This window comes from Photobacterium leiognathi (genome assembly GCF_030685535.1).
GTDB lineage: Bacteria > Pseudomonadota > Gammaproteobacteria > Enterobacterales > Vibrionaceae > Photobacterium > Photobacterium leiognathi.
This window is the reverse complement of record NZ_CP131601.1, coordinates 1,127,639-1,147,210: the sequence shown is the minus strand read 5'-3', so window position 1 is coordinate 1,147,210 and position 19,572 is coordinate 1,127,639. Positions and strand designations below refer to the sequence as shown.

The 19,572-nt window shown below is 40.3% G+C and carries 18 protein-coding genes and 2 tRNA genes; 12 read left to right on the top strand and 8 right to left on the bottom strand.

The window, feature by feature from the left end; translation table 11 throughout:
• Positions 1 to 10 precede the first annotated feature (10 nt).
• From Q7674_RS12465 to gspS2, 5 genes are all read left to right on the top strand, one after another.
• Positions 11 to 1,189, top strand: coding sequence for a dicarboxylate/amino acid:cation symporter (locus Q7674_RS12465; protein ID WP_045063058.1), 1,179 nt, complete (start codon positions 11 to 13; stop codon positions 1,187 to 1,189).
• Positions 1,190 to 1,312: 123 nt separating this feature from the next.
• Positions 1,313 to 1,852, top strand: coding sequence for a septation protein A (locus tag Q7674_RS12460; protein WP_008986659.1), 540 nt, complete (start codon positions 1,313 to 1,315; stop codon positions 1,850 to 1,852).
• 14 nt (positions 1,853 to 1,866) lie between these two features.
• A complete protein-coding gene (yciA, locus tag Q7674_RS12455; protein WP_008986658.1) occupies positions 1,867 to 2,265 on the top strand; it encodes an acyl-CoA thioester hydrolase YciA in 399 nt (132 codons plus the stop codon).
• A 428-nt stretch (positions 2,266 to 2,693) separates the two neighbouring features.
• Positions 2,694 to 2,993 (top strand): YciI family protein, encoded by a 300-nt coding sequence (locus Q7674_RS12450; RefSeq protein WP_023932872.1) that lies wholly within the window; start codon positions 2,694 to 2,696, stop codon positions 2,991 to 2,993.
• Between the two features lie 22 nt (positions 2,994 to 3,015).
• The gene (gene gspS2 / locus Q7674_RS12445) at positions 3,016 to 3,417 is read left to right on the top strand and encodes a type II secretion system pilot lipoprotein GspS-beta (protein WP_023932874.1); all 402 of its coding nucleotides are present in this window, start codon (positions 3,016 to 3,018) and stop codon (positions 3,415 to 3,417) included.
• A gap of 75 nt (positions 3,418 to 3,492) precedes the next feature.
• On the opposite strand, the gene sbmA is transcribed toward gspS2, so the two are convergent.
• From sbmA to Q7674_RS12425, 4 genes are all read right to left on the bottom strand, one after another.
• Positions 3,493 to 4,503: a peptide antibiotic transporter SbmA gene (sbmA, locus tag Q7674_RS12440; RefSeq protein ID WP_008986655.1), complete on the bottom strand. Its 1,011-nt coding sequence runs from the start codon at positions 4,501 to 4,503 to the stop codon at positions 3,493 to 3,495.
• A 286-nt stretch (positions 4,504 to 4,789) separates the two neighbouring features.
• A complete protein-coding gene (locus tag Q7674_RS12435) occupies positions 4,790 to 5,728 on the bottom strand; it encodes a class I SAM-dependent methyltransferase (RefSeq protein WP_008986654.1) in 939 nt (312 codons plus the stop codon).
• A gap of 80 nt (positions 5,729 to 5,808) precedes the next feature.
• Positions 5,809 to 6,078, bottom strand: coding sequence for a hypothetical protein (locus tag Q7674_RS12430; RefSeq protein WP_080892207.1), 270 nt, complete (start codon positions 6,076 to 6,078; stop codon positions 5,809 to 5,811).
• 259 nt (positions 6,079 to 6,337) lie between these two features.
• On the bottom strand, positions 6,338 to 7,024 hold the full coding sequence (locus Q7674_RS12425) for a TIGR01621 family pseudouridine synthase (protein WP_107229572.1): 687 nt from the start codon (positions 7,022 to 7,024) through the stop codon (positions 6,338 to 6,340).
• Between the two features lie 284 nt (positions 7,025 to 7,308).
• Between Q7674_RS12425 and cls the strand changes: the two genes are divergently transcribed.
• Positions 7,309 to 8,760: a cardiolipin synthase gene (gene cls / locus Q7674_RS12420; RefSeq protein WP_045063919.1), complete on the top strand. Its 1,452-nt coding sequence runs from the start codon at positions 7,309 to 7,311 to the stop codon at positions 8,758 to 8,760.
• An 88-nt stretch (positions 8,761 to 8,848) separates the two neighbouring features.
• Here the strand turns inward: cls and yiaY are convergent, their stop codons facing one another.
• Entirely contained in the window at positions 8,849 to 9,997 is a 1,149-nt protein-coding gene (gene yiaY / locus Q7674_RS12415) for an L-threonine dehydrogenase (RefSeq protein ID WP_045063921.1), read from the bottom strand.
• 517 nt (positions 9,998 to 10,514) lie between these two features.
• Here yiaY and Q7674_RS12410 point away from each other — a divergent pair.
• A complete protein-coding gene (locus Q7674_RS12410) occupies positions 10,515 to 11,309 on the top strand; it encodes a M48 family metallopeptidase (protein ID WP_023932878.1) in 795 nt (264 codons plus the stop codon).
• A 66-nt stretch (positions 11,310 to 11,375) separates the two neighbouring features.
• On the opposite strand, the gene Q7674_RS12405 is transcribed toward Q7674_RS12410, so the two are convergent.
• The gene (locus Q7674_RS12405) at positions 11,376 to 12,260 is read right to left on the bottom strand and encodes a LysR family transcriptional regulator (RefSeq protein ID WP_045063922.1); all 885 of its coding nucleotides are present in this window, start codon (positions 12,258 to 12,260) and stop codon (positions 11,376 to 11,378) included.
• Between the two features lie 98 nt (positions 12,261 to 12,358).
• Here Q7674_RS12405 and Q7674_RS12400 point away from each other — a divergent pair, with 98 nt between their 5' ends.
• The 4 genes from Q7674_RS12400 to Q7674_RS12385 all read left to right on the top strand — a co-directional run bounded on the left by Q7674_RS12400 (position 12,359) and on the right by Q7674_RS12385 (position 15,550).
• Entirely contained in the window at positions 12,359 to 12,970 is a 612-nt protein-coding gene (locus Q7674_RS12400) for a LysE family translocator (protein ID WP_023932880.1), read from the top strand.
• Between the two features lie 328 nt (positions 12,971 to 13,298).
• Positions 13,299 to 14,525, top strand: coding sequence for an NRAMP family divalent metal transporter (locus Q7674_RS12395; protein ID WP_305423882.1), 1,227 nt, complete (start codon positions 13,299 to 13,301; stop codon positions 14,523 to 14,525).
• Positions 14,526 to 14,740: 215 nt separating this feature from the next.
• The gene (locus Q7674_RS12390; protein ID WP_045063925.1) at positions 14,741 to 15,292 is read left to right on the top strand and encodes an alpha/beta hydrolase; all 552 of its coding nucleotides are present in this window, start codon (positions 14,741 to 14,743) and stop codon (positions 15,290 to 15,292) included.
• 36 nt (positions 15,293 to 15,328) lie between these two features.
• Entirely contained in the window at positions 15,329 to 15,550 is a 222-nt protein-coding gene (locus Q7674_RS12385; protein WP_045063927.1) for an alpha/beta hydrolase family protein, read from the top strand.
• Between the two features lie 168 nt (positions 15,551 to 15,718).
• Here the strand turns inward: Q7674_RS12385 and Q7674_RS12380 are convergent.
• Both Q7674_RS12380 and Q7674_RS12375 read right to left on the bottom strand, forming a co-directional pair.
• Positions 15,719 to 15,809, bottom strand: a tRNA-Ser gene (locus tag Q7674_RS12380).
• Between the two features lie 29 nt (positions 15,810 to 15,838).
• Positions 15,839 to 15,926: transfer RNA gene (locus Q7674_RS12375), tRNA-Ser, on the bottom strand.
• 221 nt (positions 15,927 to 16,147) lie between these two features.
• On the opposite strand from Q7674_RS12375, the gene mscM reads away from it, so the two are divergent.
• A complete protein-coding gene (mscM, locus tag Q7674_RS12370; RefSeq protein WP_305423880.1) occupies positions 16,148 to 19,441 on the top strand; it encodes a miniconductance mechanosensitive channel MscM in 3,294 nt (1,097 codons plus the stop codon).
• The last annotated feature ends 131 nt before the right edge of the window (positions 19,442 to 19,572 follow it).

The window sequence follows — 19,572 nt, the reverse complement described above, 5'->3', positions numbered from 1 at the left end:
TGTTATTGCCATGTTCTTGGGGACATTAGTTGGTGCCATGATGGGCCATGAAGCCTCTATCTTCGCACCGCTCGGCAGTATTTTTATTCACCTGATCAAAATGTTAGTGATCCCTCTCGTTGCCGTTGCCATTATTTCCGGCGCTGCAGGTCTTGGAAATAGCCATTCAGCAGGAAAAGTCGGTGTCACTACGCTGCTATTTTTCGCCTTAACGTCTGCCATTGCCGTTACCTTAGCACTGGGTATGGGGCATTTGTTCAAACCAGGTGTTGGTATAGACATAAATGCAGTGTCAGGATTGTTTGCTAAAACCTACGCCGATAAAGGCGAACTCCCGACATTTTGGAATACTGTATTGGGCATGATCCCGACCAATGTTTTCCAATCACTCACTGAAGCCAATATCTTACAAATTCTAGTCTTTTGCCTTTTCTTTGGTATTGCCGTTTCTAAACTGGAAAAAGAACGTCGAGAGCCGCTGGTGAACGGTATTAGTGCGATTGTTGATGCCATGGTATGGATGATCAATATCGTAATGAAAATTGCGCCACTCGGTGTATTTGGTCTCATGGCAGATGCTGTTGGCACCTTTGGTTTTGATGCCCTAATGGTAGTCTTTAAGCTATTTGTGGTTTACGTTGCGGCTATCGCTATTTTCGGTTTTATTTTCTACCCGCTGCTGGTTAAAACATTAAGTAAAACATCAGCATTAGCATTTCTTTCTGCGATGAAAAAGCCTCAGATTGTCGCTCTTTCAACGGCATCATCAATGGCAACACTGCCTGTAAACATGGAAGTGTGTGAAGAAGAATTAAAAGTGCGTAACTCTACCGCTTCTTTTGTTTTACCTTTAGGTGCAACGATTAATATGAGCGGTAATGCGATTTATTATGGCTTAGTCGCCATGTTCTTTGCCCAGATTTTCCAAGTCGATTTAAGCCTTGGAGCCTATGTCGCAATAATCCTGACTTCTACCCTTGGTGCTGTTGGTCAAGCTGGTGTTCCGGGGCCTTCATTTCTAGTTGTTGCCGTATTACTTGCCGCAGGTATTCCCATTGAAGGTCTACCACTGCTGTTCGCCCTTGATCGTATTTTTGACATGATCCGCACTGCATTAAACATTACAGGTGATGCAGCTTGTGCTGTCATTGTTGATAATCTTATCGAACAGCAACCGACTCAAAAATAAACCCTATTCACAACGCTCAAGCTACTCTCTCATCCAATGATGGAGAGTAGCTTTTTTGATCGTTTTTCATTCGTGATTCTAAAAAGGTATACTGTCAATAATTCTTAGAAATGAGTTGTTGTAATGAAGCAATTAATCGATTTTATCCCCCTTATTATCTTCTTTATTTTATTTAAAACGAGCGGCATTTTTATTGCGACAGGCGCATTAATTGCGGCAACAGCAGTCCAAATTGTAGTGACATGGTTCATCTACAAAAAAGTCGAAAAAATGCAGTTAGTGACCTTTGTCTTAGTCGCTATTTTTGGCGGTTTAACCATTTTTCTTCATGATGAAAACTTCATCAAATGGAAAGTCACCATCATCTATGCCATCTTTGCTATAGCGCTATTGATCAGCCAATTTATGGGAAAACCATTGATCAAAAGTATGCTAGGTAAAGAAATTACATTGCCAGAAGCAGTTTGGTTACGAATTAACCTTGCTTGGAGTGTGTTTTTTGTTGTCTGTGCTGTAGTAAACGTCTATATTGCATTCAATTTCCCACTCGATATTTGGGTAGATTTTAAAGTATTTGGGTTACTTGCTTTAACCTTACTCTTTACCTTCTTAACAGGTGGCTACATTTATCGCCACTTGCCGAAAAGTGACAATAACCAGTAAAAAGTTGTAGAACCATGAACACTGAAAATAATATCCCTCGCGGACAGCTTCTGCTTCGCACGCTTGCCATGCCAGCCGACACCAACGCCAACGGTGATATCTTTGGTGGTTGGATCATGTCGCAACTCGATTTAGCTGGCGCTATCTTAGCGAAAGAAATCTCAGGCGGTCGTGTTGTGACCGTATCTGTTGATAAAATTGAATTTAAAGCGCCTGTAAGTGTAGGTGATGTTGTGTGCTGCTACGGTGAATGTAAACGTATCGGCAACACATCAATGAGTGTAGCACTAGAAGTATGGGTTAAACCTGTCGATGTTGAGGCTGTTGGTGATCGCTACCGCGTTTGTGAAGCAACCTTTAACTATGTTGCTATTAATAGCGAAGGTCGCCCTCGCCCAATCGCAAAAGCCTAGTTGTTAGCAACACTTTTTGCCTACAAGTACAACATTAGCCGACAAAAAAGCACTAACGCCTAGTTAGTGCTTTTTTTATTGGTTACTATGGAGAAATAAAATATACCCAAGCGACCTCAAGATGCCTGATTCAGAGCGAAGTCACTGAGTTGAATTCAAGGAAGACAACGAAGCGGAATAGCGAGCTCTTTCCAAGTTGTCTGACGCAAGAAGTCGGCTCAGTGACAAGCTCCCAAAGGGCGAGCGTCCTTAGCTCTCAAACTTTGTTAACGATTCTCAATGTAGAACCACTATATCTTCGAATCGTTGCCGCGCCTGAGAACTAAGGTCGTCTCGCTGAACACGGCATCTTGAGGTTGCTTGGGTATAACAAGATAGATAGCAGATATTAATTGCTATCACCTCTGTATTTATTAGGGAGAACGATAATGTGGTACGTCATTTTTTCTCAAGACGTAGAAAATAGCCTAGAGCGCCGTATGAGTGTTCGTGAAAAACACCTTGCACGTTTAAAAGATCTTCAAGAGCAAGGTCGTCTATTAGTTGCAGGTCCAATGCCAGCAATTGATAGTGATAACCCTGGTGAAGCAGGCTTTACTGGCTCAACAGTTATTGCTGAATTTGACTCTTTAGAGCAAGCACAACAATGGGCTGATGCCGATCCTTATATTGATGCAGGCGTTTACGCAAATGTCATTGTGAAGCCATTTAAAAAAGTGCTTCCATAATTAGCAGCTTAAGGACTAGATCGTGAAATTAACCATCAACAAAGCGCTAATTACTGCATCTCTCGGTGTATTACTATTAAGTGGCTGTGCTTCTCATGAGAAACAACAAGTTGCTGAGTCATTAGCCAAAAGCCGTGCTGCTGCTATTGATAGCAAAGCGCCTTACCCTACAATTGATGCTTACCAAATCACTCAGGCTTATGCCTCTGGTAGTACCGTAAAAATCAATATTATCTATGGTGGTAAGAGCCGTATTACGCCATCTCGTGCTGCAAAAACAGCGGCGGCAAACTACTGTCGTAACTCAGAAATCATTCCATTATTTGATAGTGGTGTGAATTACCAAATTACGATCAAGGACATCAGTGGTCGTACAATGGCACAACAAGCCGTATCTAAAGACTTCTGCGAATCAATTAAATAAAGCGCTGAAGCATAACTAAAAAAGCCCGTGTAAATGACTTATTTACACGGGCTTTTTGTATCTTAAAAGTGACGATTATATTTGCTCGTCCACTGCAACGTTTTCGGCTGCAATCGCTTCATCTATTTGAACTTCAAACGCTTTTAATCGCTTATAAATCGACATCAATTCAACAATCGTACTCCACGAATGCACCAAGAACTGAAATGATTCTTCAACCTTACCAAAGGCACGTAAAATCTGCTGTAACACACCAAGCGTTAACGCCCCCGATACAATCGCAGGACCAAGTGCGATATAAGGTACAATCACCGTGTACTGAATATACGACCATTTCGCGATATCAAAATAAAGGTAATGGCGGTATAAGTTGAAATAATTCTTACGCACATTAAAGAACAACTCGCCAACTGTTTCAGGCTGGGCACGGTTATTTTGATCTTCACCAAAAACCAACTCTTTACGGTATGCCGCTTCTACTTTTTGGTTTTTAAATTCAAGTCCTGGTAATTTCACGCCCACGATGGCAAGCAGTACGGTACCAAATAATGCCGAGATAATAGCAAGGTAAACCAAAGAACGATCTACCTCGCCAATCCAAGGTAATTCAGTAATATTTTCACTCAATACCCATAGGATCGGTAAGAACGCAACCAGCGTCATTAGCGAGCGCATAAAGCTCACTCCTAGCCCTTCCACAATCCTAGCAAAACGCATGGTATCTTCTTGCACACGTTGAGATGCACCTTCAATGTGGTGAATTTTATCCCAATGTGACATGTAGTAATCATTCATTGCGGTTCGCCAGCGGAAAACATAGTGACGAACAAAGAAATCAAGCATTACAGCAATAATGATGTAAATAGAAACGATGTTGAAAAAGTCGATACAGCTAGACAAAAACTCTTCAAATGTCACAGCATTAGGTTTAGCGAGTGCTTTCTGGATCAAATCATAGAAAGTACCAAACCACTCATTCACCTCAACGTCTATCTGCACCTTATACCAAGTCACATACAGAATTAAGGCAGTACCAAGAATCGACCATAGAAACCAGCGGCGATCGAGAAAAAAAGACTTAAACATAATTACACATCCTTAATGTATGTTCGCTATGTGGTTAACCTAAACCAGCTAAAACATTTTCCTACGTTTTTTTATTTTTTATATTCCGTCTTTTCAGTATTTGTCAGGCGCTACAAAATTGCAACATTAGTCTTAATAATGAAGAGGTTAGTAAGGTTGAATATATGGTGATGTGATACTTCCTCCATTTTTACCACTGGATTTAGTATAAAAAACGCACAAAAAATCCCTTACATTAAAAACATAAGGGATAAGAAAGTTGTTGTAACTATGTTGTGATTTGCAATTATTTGCGTTGGAATACCAAAGCTTTTAAACCACCCTCAGGTTCAATATCTTTAAACTCAGGTGGATTCTCTAAACGCTTTTCAAATACTAGCTCTGGTGCTTCTGCTGCCATTCCTTCAATTAAGAAGTCAGAAGTGATGCTAGGATCATTGACACAAGCTAATACTGTACCGTTTTCCGTTAATAACTCAGGCAGACGACGTAAGATTTTTTGATAATCTTTCGTTAACGCAAAGCTGCCTTTTTGGAATGATGGCGGGTCGATAATGATCAGATCATACGGGCCGTATTTACGCACTTTGCCCCATGATTTAAATAGCTCATGGCCTAAGAAACTCACTTTCTTTAAATCATGCTTATTTAAATGATGATTATCACGACCACGGTTTAATGCCGCTTTCGCCATATCAAGGTTCACCACATGCTCTGCACCACCAGCAATTGCCGCGACAGAAAAACCACATGTGTAGGCAAATAAGTTAAGTACACGCTTACCTTCAGCTTGCTCACGAACCCAATCACGACCAAAGCGCATATCAAGGAATAAGCCATTATTTTGCTTACGTCCAAGATCCAACTTGTACACTAAGCCACTTTCAATCACATCTTGATATTCAGAAGTTTCACCCCAAATCACGTCCATTGGTGAGCCAAGACGGTCACGATGCTGAAGCAATAACGATGTTGCACCACTGTTTTGCCATTCTGCTGTTTCAGTCAGTTTATTCAGCAAAATAGTAAGTTCAGCTAAGAACTCAGGAGAAGGCTCTTTAAATAAAGAAACAAGTACTTGACCTTGCAACCAATCAACAGTGATCTGCTCTAGTCCTTGCCAGCAGCGTCCACGACCATGAAATAGTCGACGCACTTCTGTTGGTGGTGTAGACAATGCAGCGACTAGATGCGCTTCTAAAGTGGGTAATGCACTTATTTCCATAACTTCAAACTATATAGTGAATTAAGAGCGCTATTTTAACCACTGACAACAAGAATGCCAGTTTCTGCACTGAGTATTATTCATGCGGCGAGTAACATAGCGCATGGCATTGGTGTCGAGGACGTTTCACTATTAATAAAAGAAGGAATGAACGCTGGGTAATTACAGTAAATAAGAACAGGTGATACAAGAAAAGGAGAAGCATTAGCGGCAGGATGCGCTGGGGAATAAGGAGAATAATGGGAAGTATCTATGGAGTGGAAGAACTGCTGAGCCCGATAACGACAATGACGTTGCTGTCGTTTGTTGTTGATTTGCTTTCTACGGTTTCGTGTACGGGCAATACGCATGGTTTTTCTCTGTGCTAGGTTAATCCTAGGCGGTCATTATACGTTAACCCTACTCAGAGTGATAGTGTTCAGGTAAATACGCAGATTAATCGCTCGTGATTTCCGCAGTTTCCTGATTCTAGCAAAGTTAACTGCGGAAAATCACCAAAATAACGTATATAGATTCTTAATGTAGAACCACTATATCTGCTAATCGTTGCCGCGCCTGAGAACTAAGGTCATCTCGCTGAACACTGCATCTTGAAGTTACTTGGGTATATTACTTTTTATGCGGTAATACTGGCCAAGCTAATTGCCAAGGCTGCTGCCACTCAGTTAATGCTTGTTGCGTTTCTGCCACTTGCCATAATTCGCCTTCAGTTGGCGGGCAAATAAAACGTTGCGTTTCACCTTTATAAGGAAATGACAAGGCATAAGCATGTAAATAACCACGATCAGCCGCTTCTGTGCCATAAATATCATCGCCAGTAATGCCTGAACCGACACTGCGCAAAGCAACACGGATCTGATGGGTTTTTCCTGTATGTGGCTTACATAAAAAGACGCGACGCCCCTCTCCTGCCGCAGCAGAGAAAAATTGCGTTACAGCAGGGTTCTCTTTAGTGCTTTCTAACTTCCAGCTACTACGGCGTGAACGTGACATATCACCAATCACCACACCTTGTTTTTTCTTCGGCTTTTTAGTGCCAATCGCAACATAAAACTTTTCGACGACACGTTCAGCAAAATTAGAAGACAGAATCGACGCCGCTTCTTTATTACGCCCTAATAGCAATAATCCTGATGTCATCTTGTCGAGACGATGGATCAAATACAGTTTTTCATCCCCTGTTTGTTCAGCAACAGCGACAAGTAACGGCTGATCATTATCATCTTTATGGACACTGATCCCGGGATGTTTATTGATCACAAGAAAATCAGGATGCTGGTAAACAAGAGTAAACATGGAATTTCCTACTGAAAATGAGCGGGCGAGTATAACTAGCTCAGCAAAAAAGAAAAAGTCGTGCTAAAAATAAACGCACATATCGAAGGTCTTATAGTGGATATTATCCCTATCGTATTTCACCTAGCGAAAACATGACAGGTACAAAAAATGCATGATTTAAAACATATAAAAACTGATTTTTCACGCATTTTGAGTTAATAGATAAACTGCATACTAGGATTTTCTGATATTTCAATGCACTATATGTCGATAACGTATTTTTTTAACAACGAAGTCTTTTGATGGAACAATTTTATCAAGTCTTAACGTGGATTGGCGTCTTCGCTTATTGGCTGCTGATTGCAGCAGTCACAGTCCGTGTCGTTTTTAAACGTCGAGTTGTGGGTGTTTCACTCGCTTGGATGATGATCATTTACATCGTACCTATCGGTGGGGTCATCGCATACCTATTATTTGGTGAATTAAACCTTGGCAAAAAACGTGCTGAACGTGCTCGTGAAATGTTCTTGCCTTTTGGTAACTGGTTTAAGCAACTCAATGATTGTCCGGGGCATCAACCACAACAAATGAGCCTTGTTGCCAAACCAATCAGTGATTTATGTGAAAATCGCTTAGGCATTCCAGGATTAATTGGCAACGACCTATCGCTGCAATCATCACCGCAAGAAATTTTACGCTCACTGGTCGCTGATATTAACCAAGCACAACACTCTATCCATCTTGAATTTTATATTTGGAATCCTGGCGGTCTGGCGGATGAAGTGGGTATTGCACTTATTCAAGCCAGTAAACGTGGGGTAAAAATACGTTTATTATTAGATTCTGCTGGCAGTATGCGTTTCTTCCAATCGCATTGGCCTAAACTGATGCGTGGCGCAGGTATTGAATTGGTTGAAGCCTTAGCAGTTTCACCATTTCGTATGTTCTTCCGTCGTCTTGATCTGCGCCTACATCGTAAAATTGTCGTGATTGATGATCACATTGCTTACACAGGTTCAATGAACTTGGTCGATCCTGCATTCTTTAAAATCAATGCTGGTGTTGGGCAATGGGTTGATGTGATGGTGCGAATTTCTGGCCCTACCGTATCGGTATTAAATTGTATTCAAGCATGGGATTGGGAAGTAGAAACGGGTAAGCGCTTCTTACCACCTTTACCGTCATGCTCTTTCGATACAGCGCATAAAGATACGGTACAAGTGATTCCATCAGGCCCAGGTATGCCCGATGATATTATTCATCAAGTATTACTGTTGAGTATTTACCAAGCTCAACGCTCTGTAGTGATCACCACACCTTACTTTGTTCCAAGTGAGCATTTATTACATGCGATGAAAGGTGCCGCAGAACGTGGTGTTGAAGTACATGTTGTGATCCCACGTAAAAATGACTCTGTGATGGTGGAATGGGCAAGCCGTTCGTTCTTTAGTGATTTATTAGAATCAGGCGTACATATTCATCGTTTTCATGGTGGTCTATTACACACCAAATCTGTTGTGATTGATGAAAGCCACTGCTTAATTGGTACGGTGAATTTGGATATGCGCAGCTTATGGCTCAACTTTGAAGTCACCATGGCTGTCGATAATATTGTCTTTACCCAAGAGCTAAGCCAACTACAGCAAAGCTACATTGCAGACTCTGATGAAGTAAATAAAGAACAATGGAGTAAACGTTCGATGAAGAACAAACTCGTTGAACGCTCCTTCTATATGTTTAGTCCTCTGTTGTAAATCATGCTTAATTAAACAAGCAATAAACAACGAGTAATAAAAAAGGCAATCATCTGATTGCCTTTTTACTATCCCATGACTTTAGTTATTACATTGCAGCCATAAAGATCTGTGAGATTTCTTCATGCGTTGCTTGTTTAGGGTTAGTGAAACCACAAGTATCTTTCAGCGCATTATCAGCTAACAATGCAATATCCTCTTCCTTCGCACCAAGCTCTTTTAAACCTGATGGAATACCTACATCTTTAGATAACGCCACAATTGCTTCAAGTGCTGAGTCTGCACCCTGCTCTGCTGTCATACCTTCAACATCAACACCCATTGCCTTAGCAACATCACGTAAACGCTCAGCTGATACTTGTGCGTTATAACGCTGAACATGCGGAAGTAATACCGCATTACATACACCATGAGGAAGATTGTAGTAACCGCCTAACTGGTGCGCCATCGCATGTACATAACCAAGTGATGCGTTGTTAAATGCCATACCTGCCATAAACTGCGCATACGCCATTTGCTCACGTGCATTAAGGTTTTGACCTTCTTTCACTGCGGTACGTAGGTTTTGTTGAATTAACTCAATCGCTTTAATTGCCACAGCATCAGTAATTGGCGTTGCGGCTGTTGAAACATACGCTTCGATAGCATGAGTTAATGCATCCATACCTGTTGCAGCGGTTAGTGATGCTGGTTTTGCCAACATTAATTGTGGATCATTGACTGACATTAATGGCGTGGTGTTCTTATCCACGATCGCCATTTTAATATGACGCTCTTCATCAGTAATGATACAGAAACGGGTCATTTCAGATGCAGTACCCGCTGTAGTGTTAATAGCAACCACAGGTAGCTGTGCTTTTGCAGAGCGATCAACACCCTCGTAGTCACCAATTTGACCACCATTCGCAGCTAATAGCGCAATACCTTTTGCGCAGTCATGTGGCGAACCACCGCCTAATGAAATTACAAAATCACATTGGTTTTCTTTTAATAACGCTAAACCTTCATCAACATTTTTAATGGTTGGGTTTGGTTGAGTGCCATCGTAAACCACAGAGTCAATATCACGCTCAGTGAGCAATACTGCCACTTGAGTGACAACACCAATTTGGTTCAATACTTTATCGGTAACAATTAATGCTTTTTTAAAACAGTGAGATTTAATCGCATCTGCAGCTTGGGTAAGACAGCCAGCACCCATGAAGTTAACTGTAGGAATATAAAATGCACTACTCATAATACTCACCTTAATATCAAGAAAACTAATTACCAAAACACTCTTGTTAAAATGCTTTCGTTAATTACAAAAAGGAATAATCAAATACCTTTTAAGATTGTTTTACCGACTTAGTTACTAGTTTTATTTGATCTAAAACAAAAAAGTGAGCGTCATAATGAACTTAAATTTTAACTTTGACGTTGTTCTCAATATTCATTTCTTATTGTCTTTTAAATAAAATATATTATTTCAATGCGTAAACAATAATAAAAATCAGCAAGAAAAAAATTTAAAAAACGTGAGTAAGCTCAATTAAAAAAACATTGATTAATGATAGCGGTTTATAAGTATTTCATTCCCCATAGAAATATCTAACAGAGTGAATCTACAGATAATTATTTTAATTTCACAATAATTATACATTTTTATTACTAACATCGCATTTTTATACTTACTTAATTGCACCAACATTCAAATCTGACGCATTATTTTGCCACTTTATTTGGATCTAAATTAACGTATAAGGAATTGCTTAATGAATGTTTCAGCGTTGCGTCACCCTAAAGAAAACCTTTATAGAATGTTATGCATTATTATTGGTGGATTAATTTGGGCAGCATTATTGCTCGGTACTTTATTTAGCATTCTTGTTTTTCTTATCCCAATAGCATTCTTTTTATGGCTATCTAGTAAATTTTTCCAAGCCAGTATTTTTGGTAATGCGGTTCACGTAAATAATAATCAATATACCAGCTTAAATACCATGGCTAACGAAATTGCCACTGCGCTAAGTATTAAAAACAAACCAGAAATGTTTATTGTTAACGCGCAAGGTTTAACTAACGCTTTAGCCGTGAAGTTTTTATCTCGTAAATACACCCTGCTATTTAGTGATTTAGTTGATTTATTATGGGAAGAGAAAAAACAAGACCAACTACGTTTTGTGATTGCCCATGAACTCGCACACCACGCCGCAGGTCACGTAAACTTTTGGATCAACCTACTCATGAAACCTGCGATGTTCGTTCCTTTCTTAGGTTCAGCTTATAGCCGTGCTTGTGAACTAACCTGTGACCGCATTGCAGCAGAAATCGTGAACAATAAACAAGCCAGCCTGAACGCGCTGATTGCATTAGCTTCAGGCAGTAAAGAGCTATTAGCTGCTACCAATAACGATAGCTTTGTACAACAAGAGCTAAGCGTGCCTGCAGTCTTTGGTTTTCTCCAAGAAATCACCTCTAGCCATCCTCGTATGACTAAACGTGTTATCGCAATTAATACCTATCAAGGAAATACCCAAGAACCAAACTTAATTGCCCGTGAAGCTTAACGGCAATAGCTAACTTACAACAACAAAAGCCGCTGTATTCAAGCGGCTTTCTTGTTTCAAATACAGTCACTTTTCTTGCTCATCACGAGTCGGAATTGCTTGCGATAAATGCTCAGCAAGCCATGTTGAAAATAATGCTTCAGCGCCTTCTAACTCTGTTTTTGTACTCATCAACATATAATCACAACCTGATGGGACAAAACCAAATGGGGCAACAAGCACACCACGCTTTATATCATCCATCACAAAAGGATATGAGCCCATCGCCGCGCCTAAACCATCAATCGCCGCTTGAATACAAAAATAAAAGTGACCAAATGTTTGTTGATGCTTCCCTTTTATATCAAGGCAATGATGGCTTTTGTCTTGCCAACTCTGCCATGCTGTCGGTCTAGTGGCGCTATGAATTAGCGTTATTTCACGCAGATCATGTTTTACTTTCTCCCAATACTCAGGTGAAAACACAGGCCCAACCCATTCCGCCACTAACGGTGTTTTATGGTAATCACGAAGACACTCAAAATCATCACGACGAATAGCCAAAGATAACCCATTAGCCCCTAATTCAATTGCCCCACCCGCAGTTGATAGCCGCACATCAATTCCTGATCTTTCATAGAAATCCGCTAACCGAGGCATTAACCAACGCATGGTTAATGTAGGTTCACAAGAGACTTCCAACGCTTGAGTCTGAGATTGACGTAATTCATGAACGCTAGTTTCTAATTCGCTAAATGCCTGCCGAGTCGCTACCTTTAACTTTTCCCCTTGTGTCGTTAAATAAACATTGCGCCCTTTCTTATAAAAGAGCTCAACCCCTAAATAGGTTTCTAAGGTTTTGATCTGTTTGCTCACCGCGCCATGCGTAATATTCAATTGCAGTGCTGCTTCACTAAAACTTGAACATGACGCTGACACATCGAATACATGAAATGCTTTAAGATATCTCATCTGTGAATTTTTCTCACATGTTATTCCACTTCTTTTCGATTAAAACATAGCCATCGCACGCATACAATAACGTCATTACAGACTTGTTTGGGGGATAAATGGAACTGATCAGCTTAGCGATTTTAGGATTATTGATTGTAATCAGCCCGGGTGCTGACTTCGTATTAGTGTTAAAAAACAGCCTTAACCACGGGCGTTCAGCAGGGATCTGGACAGCAATTGGTATTAGCCTTGCAATCACCATACACATTACTTATTCATTATTGGGGATCAGTTACCTTATCTCACAAAATGAAATGCTCTTTAATGCCATTCGCTATGCAGGTGCTGCCTACTTAATTTATTTAGGCGTTAAAGGGATCTTTTTTTCTGACAACAAAACCGATCTACAAGGCGACACTGCACCAAGCAAAAGTGGCAAACACTTTCTGGCACAAGGCTTTCTTTGTAACGCCTTAAACCCTAAAACCATGTTGTTTTTCTTAAGTGTGTTTAGCCAAGTAGTGTCGACAAATGCAAGCGATAACCATGTTGCCTTGCTATATGGCGCTTATATGATTGCGATGCACTTTTTATGGTTTAGCCTTGTTGCGATTCTATTTACCTCAAAAGCACTGCAAACACGCTTATTGAATATGAAGAAACTCCTAAACCAATTATGTGGTGCTGGACTCGTTACCTTCGGTACAGTATTAGCGCTAAAATCGTAACGCTTTCCACGCAAAGTCGCTGATCTTCATTCAGCGACTTTCTCTTTTCAGCTCTCTAATTGCTGACAAAACCAAACCACACGGCATAAAACCATCACGAAAAATTCCTTTCAAAAATAAATCTTACCCAAACAGACAAAAACAATTTTTATTCTATTTTTTCGTTGACAGTCTTGCTCTATGTCTCTAGAATCCGCCGTCAAGCAAACGATTACATCTCGTAACTGCCTGTTTTTACGTTTTTTATTCTTTTCTTTTAGTCAGCTGATCTTGGTCAGTTGTCTTTCTTTTTTTCTATAAAGAGAGAGACAACATTTTAGAGACCAACATGACAACGATGACTTCTGCAGCACCCGCTGCCACTCAAAACACTTCTTGGCAAAACAAAGCGATTTTGAGCGTAGCATTCTTAATGTCCACCACTTCTGTTGGTCCCGGCTTTCTGACTCAAACCGCCGTTTTTACTAACATCTACAAAATCGACATGGCATTTCCTGTCTTCGCTTCGATGTTCATCACCTTTGGTATTGTGATGAACTTATGGCGCATTGTCGGTGTATCTGGCCTGCGAATCCAAGACATTGCTAACCGTGTGGCACCAGGAATGGGCTATGTTGTGGGTATTCTGCTGGCACTTGGTGCTGTAGCATTTAACTTCGGTAACGTCAGTGGAGCTGCGTTAGGCATTAATGTTTTAACAGGTGTTGATACCACATGGGGCGCACTGTTTACTGGCGTTGTAGGCTGCTTACTGTTTGTCGTTCATAACGCTTCAAAACGTATGGATCAAATGGCGCGCTACCTTGGCTTGTTTATGATTGTGCTGATTGCTTATGTCGCCATGACCAGCCTACCGCCAATGGGTGAAACACTACAAGCAGCCGTATTGCCAGCCGATATGAGTAACCTATTACTGCCAACATTAACCATCGTTGGTGGTGCTGTAGGTGGTTACTACACAGGTGCGCAGCGTTTAGTTGATGTAGGTTTACAAGGTAAAGACAACGTAGCATCCATCAAAAAAGCGGCATGGGCAGGCATTTCAATCGCAGTAGTAATTCGTATTCTGCTGTTCTTAGCGGTATTTGGTGTAATTGCAACAGGTGCGGTATTAGATACCTCCAACCCTGCCGCAGATGCTTTCCGTCAAGGTGCTGGCGAAGTAGGTTACTTTATCTTTGGTTTAGTGCTGTTCGTCGCTTCAATTACTTCGGTGGTTGGTAACTCTTACATGGCAATCTCGCTAATTAAGACCCTATTCCCTGTGGTTGCGCGCAATGAAAAAGCATGGTGTGTGGGCTTTATCATCATCACCAGTCTTGGCACCGTGACCATGAACATGCCTATTCTACTGCTGATGTTAGTCAGTCTTATCAACAGTATTATTCTGCCAGTGGTATTAGCTATGGTACTGGCAGCAACTCGCCGCAAAGATATCGTGGGAGATTACAAACACCCGATATACCTAACCGTTACAGGTGTATTAATTGTGGTGGTAATGGCTGCAGCTAGCCTTTCAAACATCAGCAACTTTATGACGAAGTTTATGGGATAGCCCTAACACTGAGTTCGACACAATAAAGGTCTAGTGATAGTGCTAGACCTTTGTGCTTTTTACGACTCATGATTTGCAATAGACATCTAATTTTTAACTTTAAATTCAGACAGATAAACTAAATTAATTTAAAATTACCAATATATTATTCATTTTTAATCTCTATCATGTTTAAAAAAATCATCATCCCTTCATTACTATTAAGCTTTTCTAATATGACCTTTGCCGACTCTCAGCAAATATCTCTAAATAACGGCAGCTATGATATTCCAGCCATCTTTTCTGTACCTGATAAGAAAATAGATAAGCAAATACCTGCGGTGATCATGCTCCACGGCACAGGATCACAAAAAGATGAAGTGGGTAATTTATACAAATCTCTCAGTGAAAAATTAGAAGCGATGGGGATTGCCTCTATTCGTTTCGATTTTGCAGGCAGTGGCGACAGTAAAACATCAGATCTAGAATACTCTTTATCTTCTGCTGTTCTCGATAGCAAAACCGCTTTTAACTATCTTCAAGATAATCCACAAATCGATAAAAATCGCATTGGAGTTATCGGCTTTAGTCAAGGTGCATTAATTTCACAATTATTGGTTATCGAAGAGCCTAACATTAAATCACTCGCTGTTTGGTCTCCTGCTGTTGGTAATGGCATTGCGCCAATGAAAACCTTTTTTGAACAATACTATGACGAGGCAAAACAAAACGGCTACGCATTAATTAAATATGATTGGCGTTCACCATTTAAAGTGAACCTAACATGATTTGAGCAATTAAAAGCCCAGCAATCACTAACATTGATGAAGCAATTTACAGGATCCTTATTAGCGATTTCAGGTACTAACGATACCGTTTTACCTTGGGAAAATGCGAATACGCTGATCACCGCATCAGGCAGTAAAGACGCCACAGCTGTTACCATGAAAGATGGTGATCATATCTTTAATGTCTTTAACCCAAAGGCACATCAAAGTAAAGAACTATTAGAAATAACAGCCAATTGGTTAAATTCGCGTTTATAAGTCACCATTTATATCAAATGCAAAAAAGCCGCTGACTTTCATCAGCGGCTTTTTCTATATATGGCGGAGCAGTTCTGGGTATTAGAGGATTTGAACCCTGCTTTAACTATATAAATGACCCAAAGTAAAAAGGCTGCTGAGAATTCAACTCAGCAGCATTCTTTAATATGGCGGAGAGATAGGGATTTGAACCCTAGATACGCTATTAACGTATGCCGGTTTTCAAGACCTATGCTTTCAACCACTCAGCCATCTCTCCTAAATTGTGTTCTCTTATTAAATAAGAGATGGCGGTGAGGGAGGGATTCGAACCCTCGATACGTTGCCGTATACACACTTTCCAGGCGTGCTCCTTCAGCCACTCGGACACCTCACCACGTTGTTGCTGAACCGCAGTGCGTTTCAACGGCGGCTAATGTAATCACTTATGCGATATCGGTCAAGGTATTTTCCTATTCTCTTATTCATTCGCCGACTTATAGATCAATTAGCTCTATTCTCATACCAATCTATTGTTTTTCTTCAATTTCAATTACTATAACAGAATGTTTACATGATCTGCTTTACGTCTTCATAGCACTCAATCACAGGTTTTTTATGCGACTGTTCTCACTCTTGTGTCTGTTCCTTGTTCTCTTCTGCTCACCTCTTTATGCAGAAGAAGTTTCTTCATCTGAGCAAATCATTGCAAACCAAATTAAGCAATTAGAAAGTCAGCAGAAAACACCTGAGACGATAAAGAAGCTTGAAGCTTATCAAACAGCACAAACGCAATTAGAGAAGACCTCGCATTTTAATCAATCGACGCGCCGCTATGAAAAGTTAATGAGCACTTTTCCTGAGCAGCAAGCAGCCATAAAACAGAAGATTGATAACTTTAGTGCGACTGAATTTCCCGAGTTTAATGATTGGGATCACGATCAGTTAACACTTGAAATCGCAGAGCAAGATACCAAGTTGGTGCAACTCGAAATCTCTCGCCAGTCTTACCGTAATATTTTGATTGAGATTGAACATGGTATTGATGATTTTTCTTATCAATCCAATCAAATACGTACAAAGAAAAAGACGATCACCAATGAGTTAACACAAGCTAGGCTTGTTAATGACACTGAAGCGATTATGCTGTTACAAATCGCTGAGCAATATACGATAAGTAAGCTGTTTATGCTGGAGGCAGAGCAACTCAGCGCAGGAAATCGTCGTGCCCTTACAAAGTTACACCTACAGTATGAAAACCTATTAATTGAGTCACACCAAGCCTATCGTAATAACTTACAAAACCGACTTAACCGTGTTTTGCGCTCAAACATTTCTGAAAATAATGAGCAAAACCAAGATCTGCAAGCAGACATCCAAAATCAACCTGAAGTTATTCAGCAACAGCTCACCTTAAATAAGCGTTTATCGTCTGAGTTAACAACACTGACAGCCAATATTGAGCAAACGCAGCAAACTATCAGTACCACCAATGATCAAATTTCAGAAACAACACAGACAGCAGATGCACTAAAAGTAATGGCAGATTGGCTAAAAATTAGCCCTATCATTAGTGAAAACTTGCGTAACCGTTTAAAAGATTTACCCCCTAATCCACCGATTGATATGCTCAATCGTGATGTTGCACGTAACCAAATCCGCCTTTATGACTACCAGCAACAATCTGATCTGCTTAAAAATAATAAAAATAAAATCAGTACAGAGAATTTAACGGATGAACAAGTTGAACAGCTACATGCACTGATACAAGATAACCTTACTCTTTACAGTGATATTAACAAAGCGTCAGAAACGCTAATTTATCAACAAGCTAAGCTGAAAGTTATTTACGATCGTTTAAATAACATGCTGACACGGATCAAAAATGATTCGGCAAAGTTACTGTTTTGGGCACCAAACACCAATCCATTGAGCCTTGATCTGCTTAAACAAATGGGAGAAAAAATTAAGTGGTTTTTCTCACCAATTCAATGGATAAACATTGTTAAAATTCCTTCTTTTGTAAGCCCTTATGCACTATTTGGCAGCGGTTTTGCTATTTGTTGTTTACTCGGTTTCTTATACTTAGCAAAAAAACGTTGGCTGGCATATTTAGAAAGAACCAGTAAGCGCATTAACCGCGTTACTGAAGATAAGTTTCGTTATAGCTATACCAATGTGGCTATTGCGTTTCTTCTGGCTTGGCCTATCCCACTGGTGATCTTTATTACCGGGCATACGTTAAGTCTGGCTTGGCAACTGCCTTTTGTGTTCCATTTAGGTCATGCTCTAACGCTGCCTTATGCACTGATTGTATACTTCTTTATCCGTGAACTATGCCGAGAAAACGGACTGTTCATGAGCCATTTTGGCTGGTCTGAAAGCATCATTAAAAGTGCGCTGTATGACTATCGTCGCCTGATGATTGTCTTTGTTCCTGCTCTTATTTTGCAGCAATTTACTATGCTAAATAGTGAGTTGGACACCACAGCAACACTCGGACGCTTGGCGTTTATTATCTCTAATATTGCGATCAGTTTTTTCCATTGGCGTTTGTGGAAGCTCAAGATGCCTATGACTTATGGTGAACTACCTGAAGGTAAAGCCCATATTGGTCATCATATCTTTTGGTGGGTACTTATCATCACACCACAAGTGCTCAACTACGCAGCACTTAATGGTTACTTGGCAACATCACAAACCATTATGTTACGCATTCAACAAGGTGCGGTTATTGGTGTCATTACCCTGCTCGTTTACTACCTGATCAAACGTTTGATGTTAATTCAAAAGCGTCGTCTTGCTTTTGAACGTGCTAAAGCGAAGCGCCAAGAAATCATTGCCCAACGCCAAGCTGAAATGCAGGAAGATAAAGACGAGCACCATCTAACGAATGATCTCGCTATTGAAATTGAAGAGCCAAAAGTTGATTTAGATAAGATCAGTGCGCAGTCTTTGCGTTTATTACGCTCACTACTCTCTCTAATTTATCTGTTTATTCTAAGTTGGTTATTTTCAGATCTTTATCAAGCCACCTCCTTATTGGAAGGTGTCACGCTATGGGATGTCACCAATACCATTAATGGCATTGAAGAACTCAATACCATTACGCTACAAAGTGTATTGCTGGCTATTTTAGCCTTTGGTTTAACCGCTATTTTAGCGCGAGATTTACCCGGTGCGATGGAGCTGTTAATTCTACAACACTTAAATTTAAGCCCGGGTACAGGTTATGCGATTACTTCTGTTACCCGCTACTTAGCGATATTTATTGGAATTATTGTTGGCTCTGCTTTAATTGGTTTTGATTGGAGCAAAATGCAGTGGCTTGTTGCCGCCCTTGGTGTTGGTATTGGTTTTGGTATGCAGGAGATCTTCGCCAACTTTATTTCTGGCTTAATTATCTTGTTTGAAAAACCGATCCGTATTGGTGACACAGTGACGATTCGCGATCTCACTGGTGTTGTCGCGAAAATAAAAACCCGCGCAACCACCATTGTCGATTGGGATAGAAAAGAAGTCATAGTACCTAATAAAGCATTCGTTACTGAACAATTTATTAACTGGTCACTGTCCGATGCTATCACGCGAGTAAAATTATCAATCAATGTGAAATTTAAAGCCGATCCAGAGCTAGTAACACAATTATTATTTGAAGCTGCTGAGGAATGTGAACTGGTACTCGATAACCCTGCTCCGGAAGTGTTTTTCTTAGGATTAACCGCTAATTGCCAGCAATTTGAATTACGTGCTTATGCAGCAGAAACGGGGCATCGTTTAAGTTTAACCCATGATCTTCACTGTCGAATTAAGAATAAGTTCATGAAACATCATATTGATATAGCTTCACCTCAGCTAGAAGTGACAATGAAAGGTCAGCAATATCATCCAGCCACCAGCAACAAAGCTTAATCATTTCGCGTACTGTTATTTATAGATAGCAGTACGCCTATTCCCACTACACGCCTTATCCTCCCTTTTCATTATCTTCTAATTATTTTTGTTAAAAATGAATGATTAAATGATGATTATTCACTCATTAA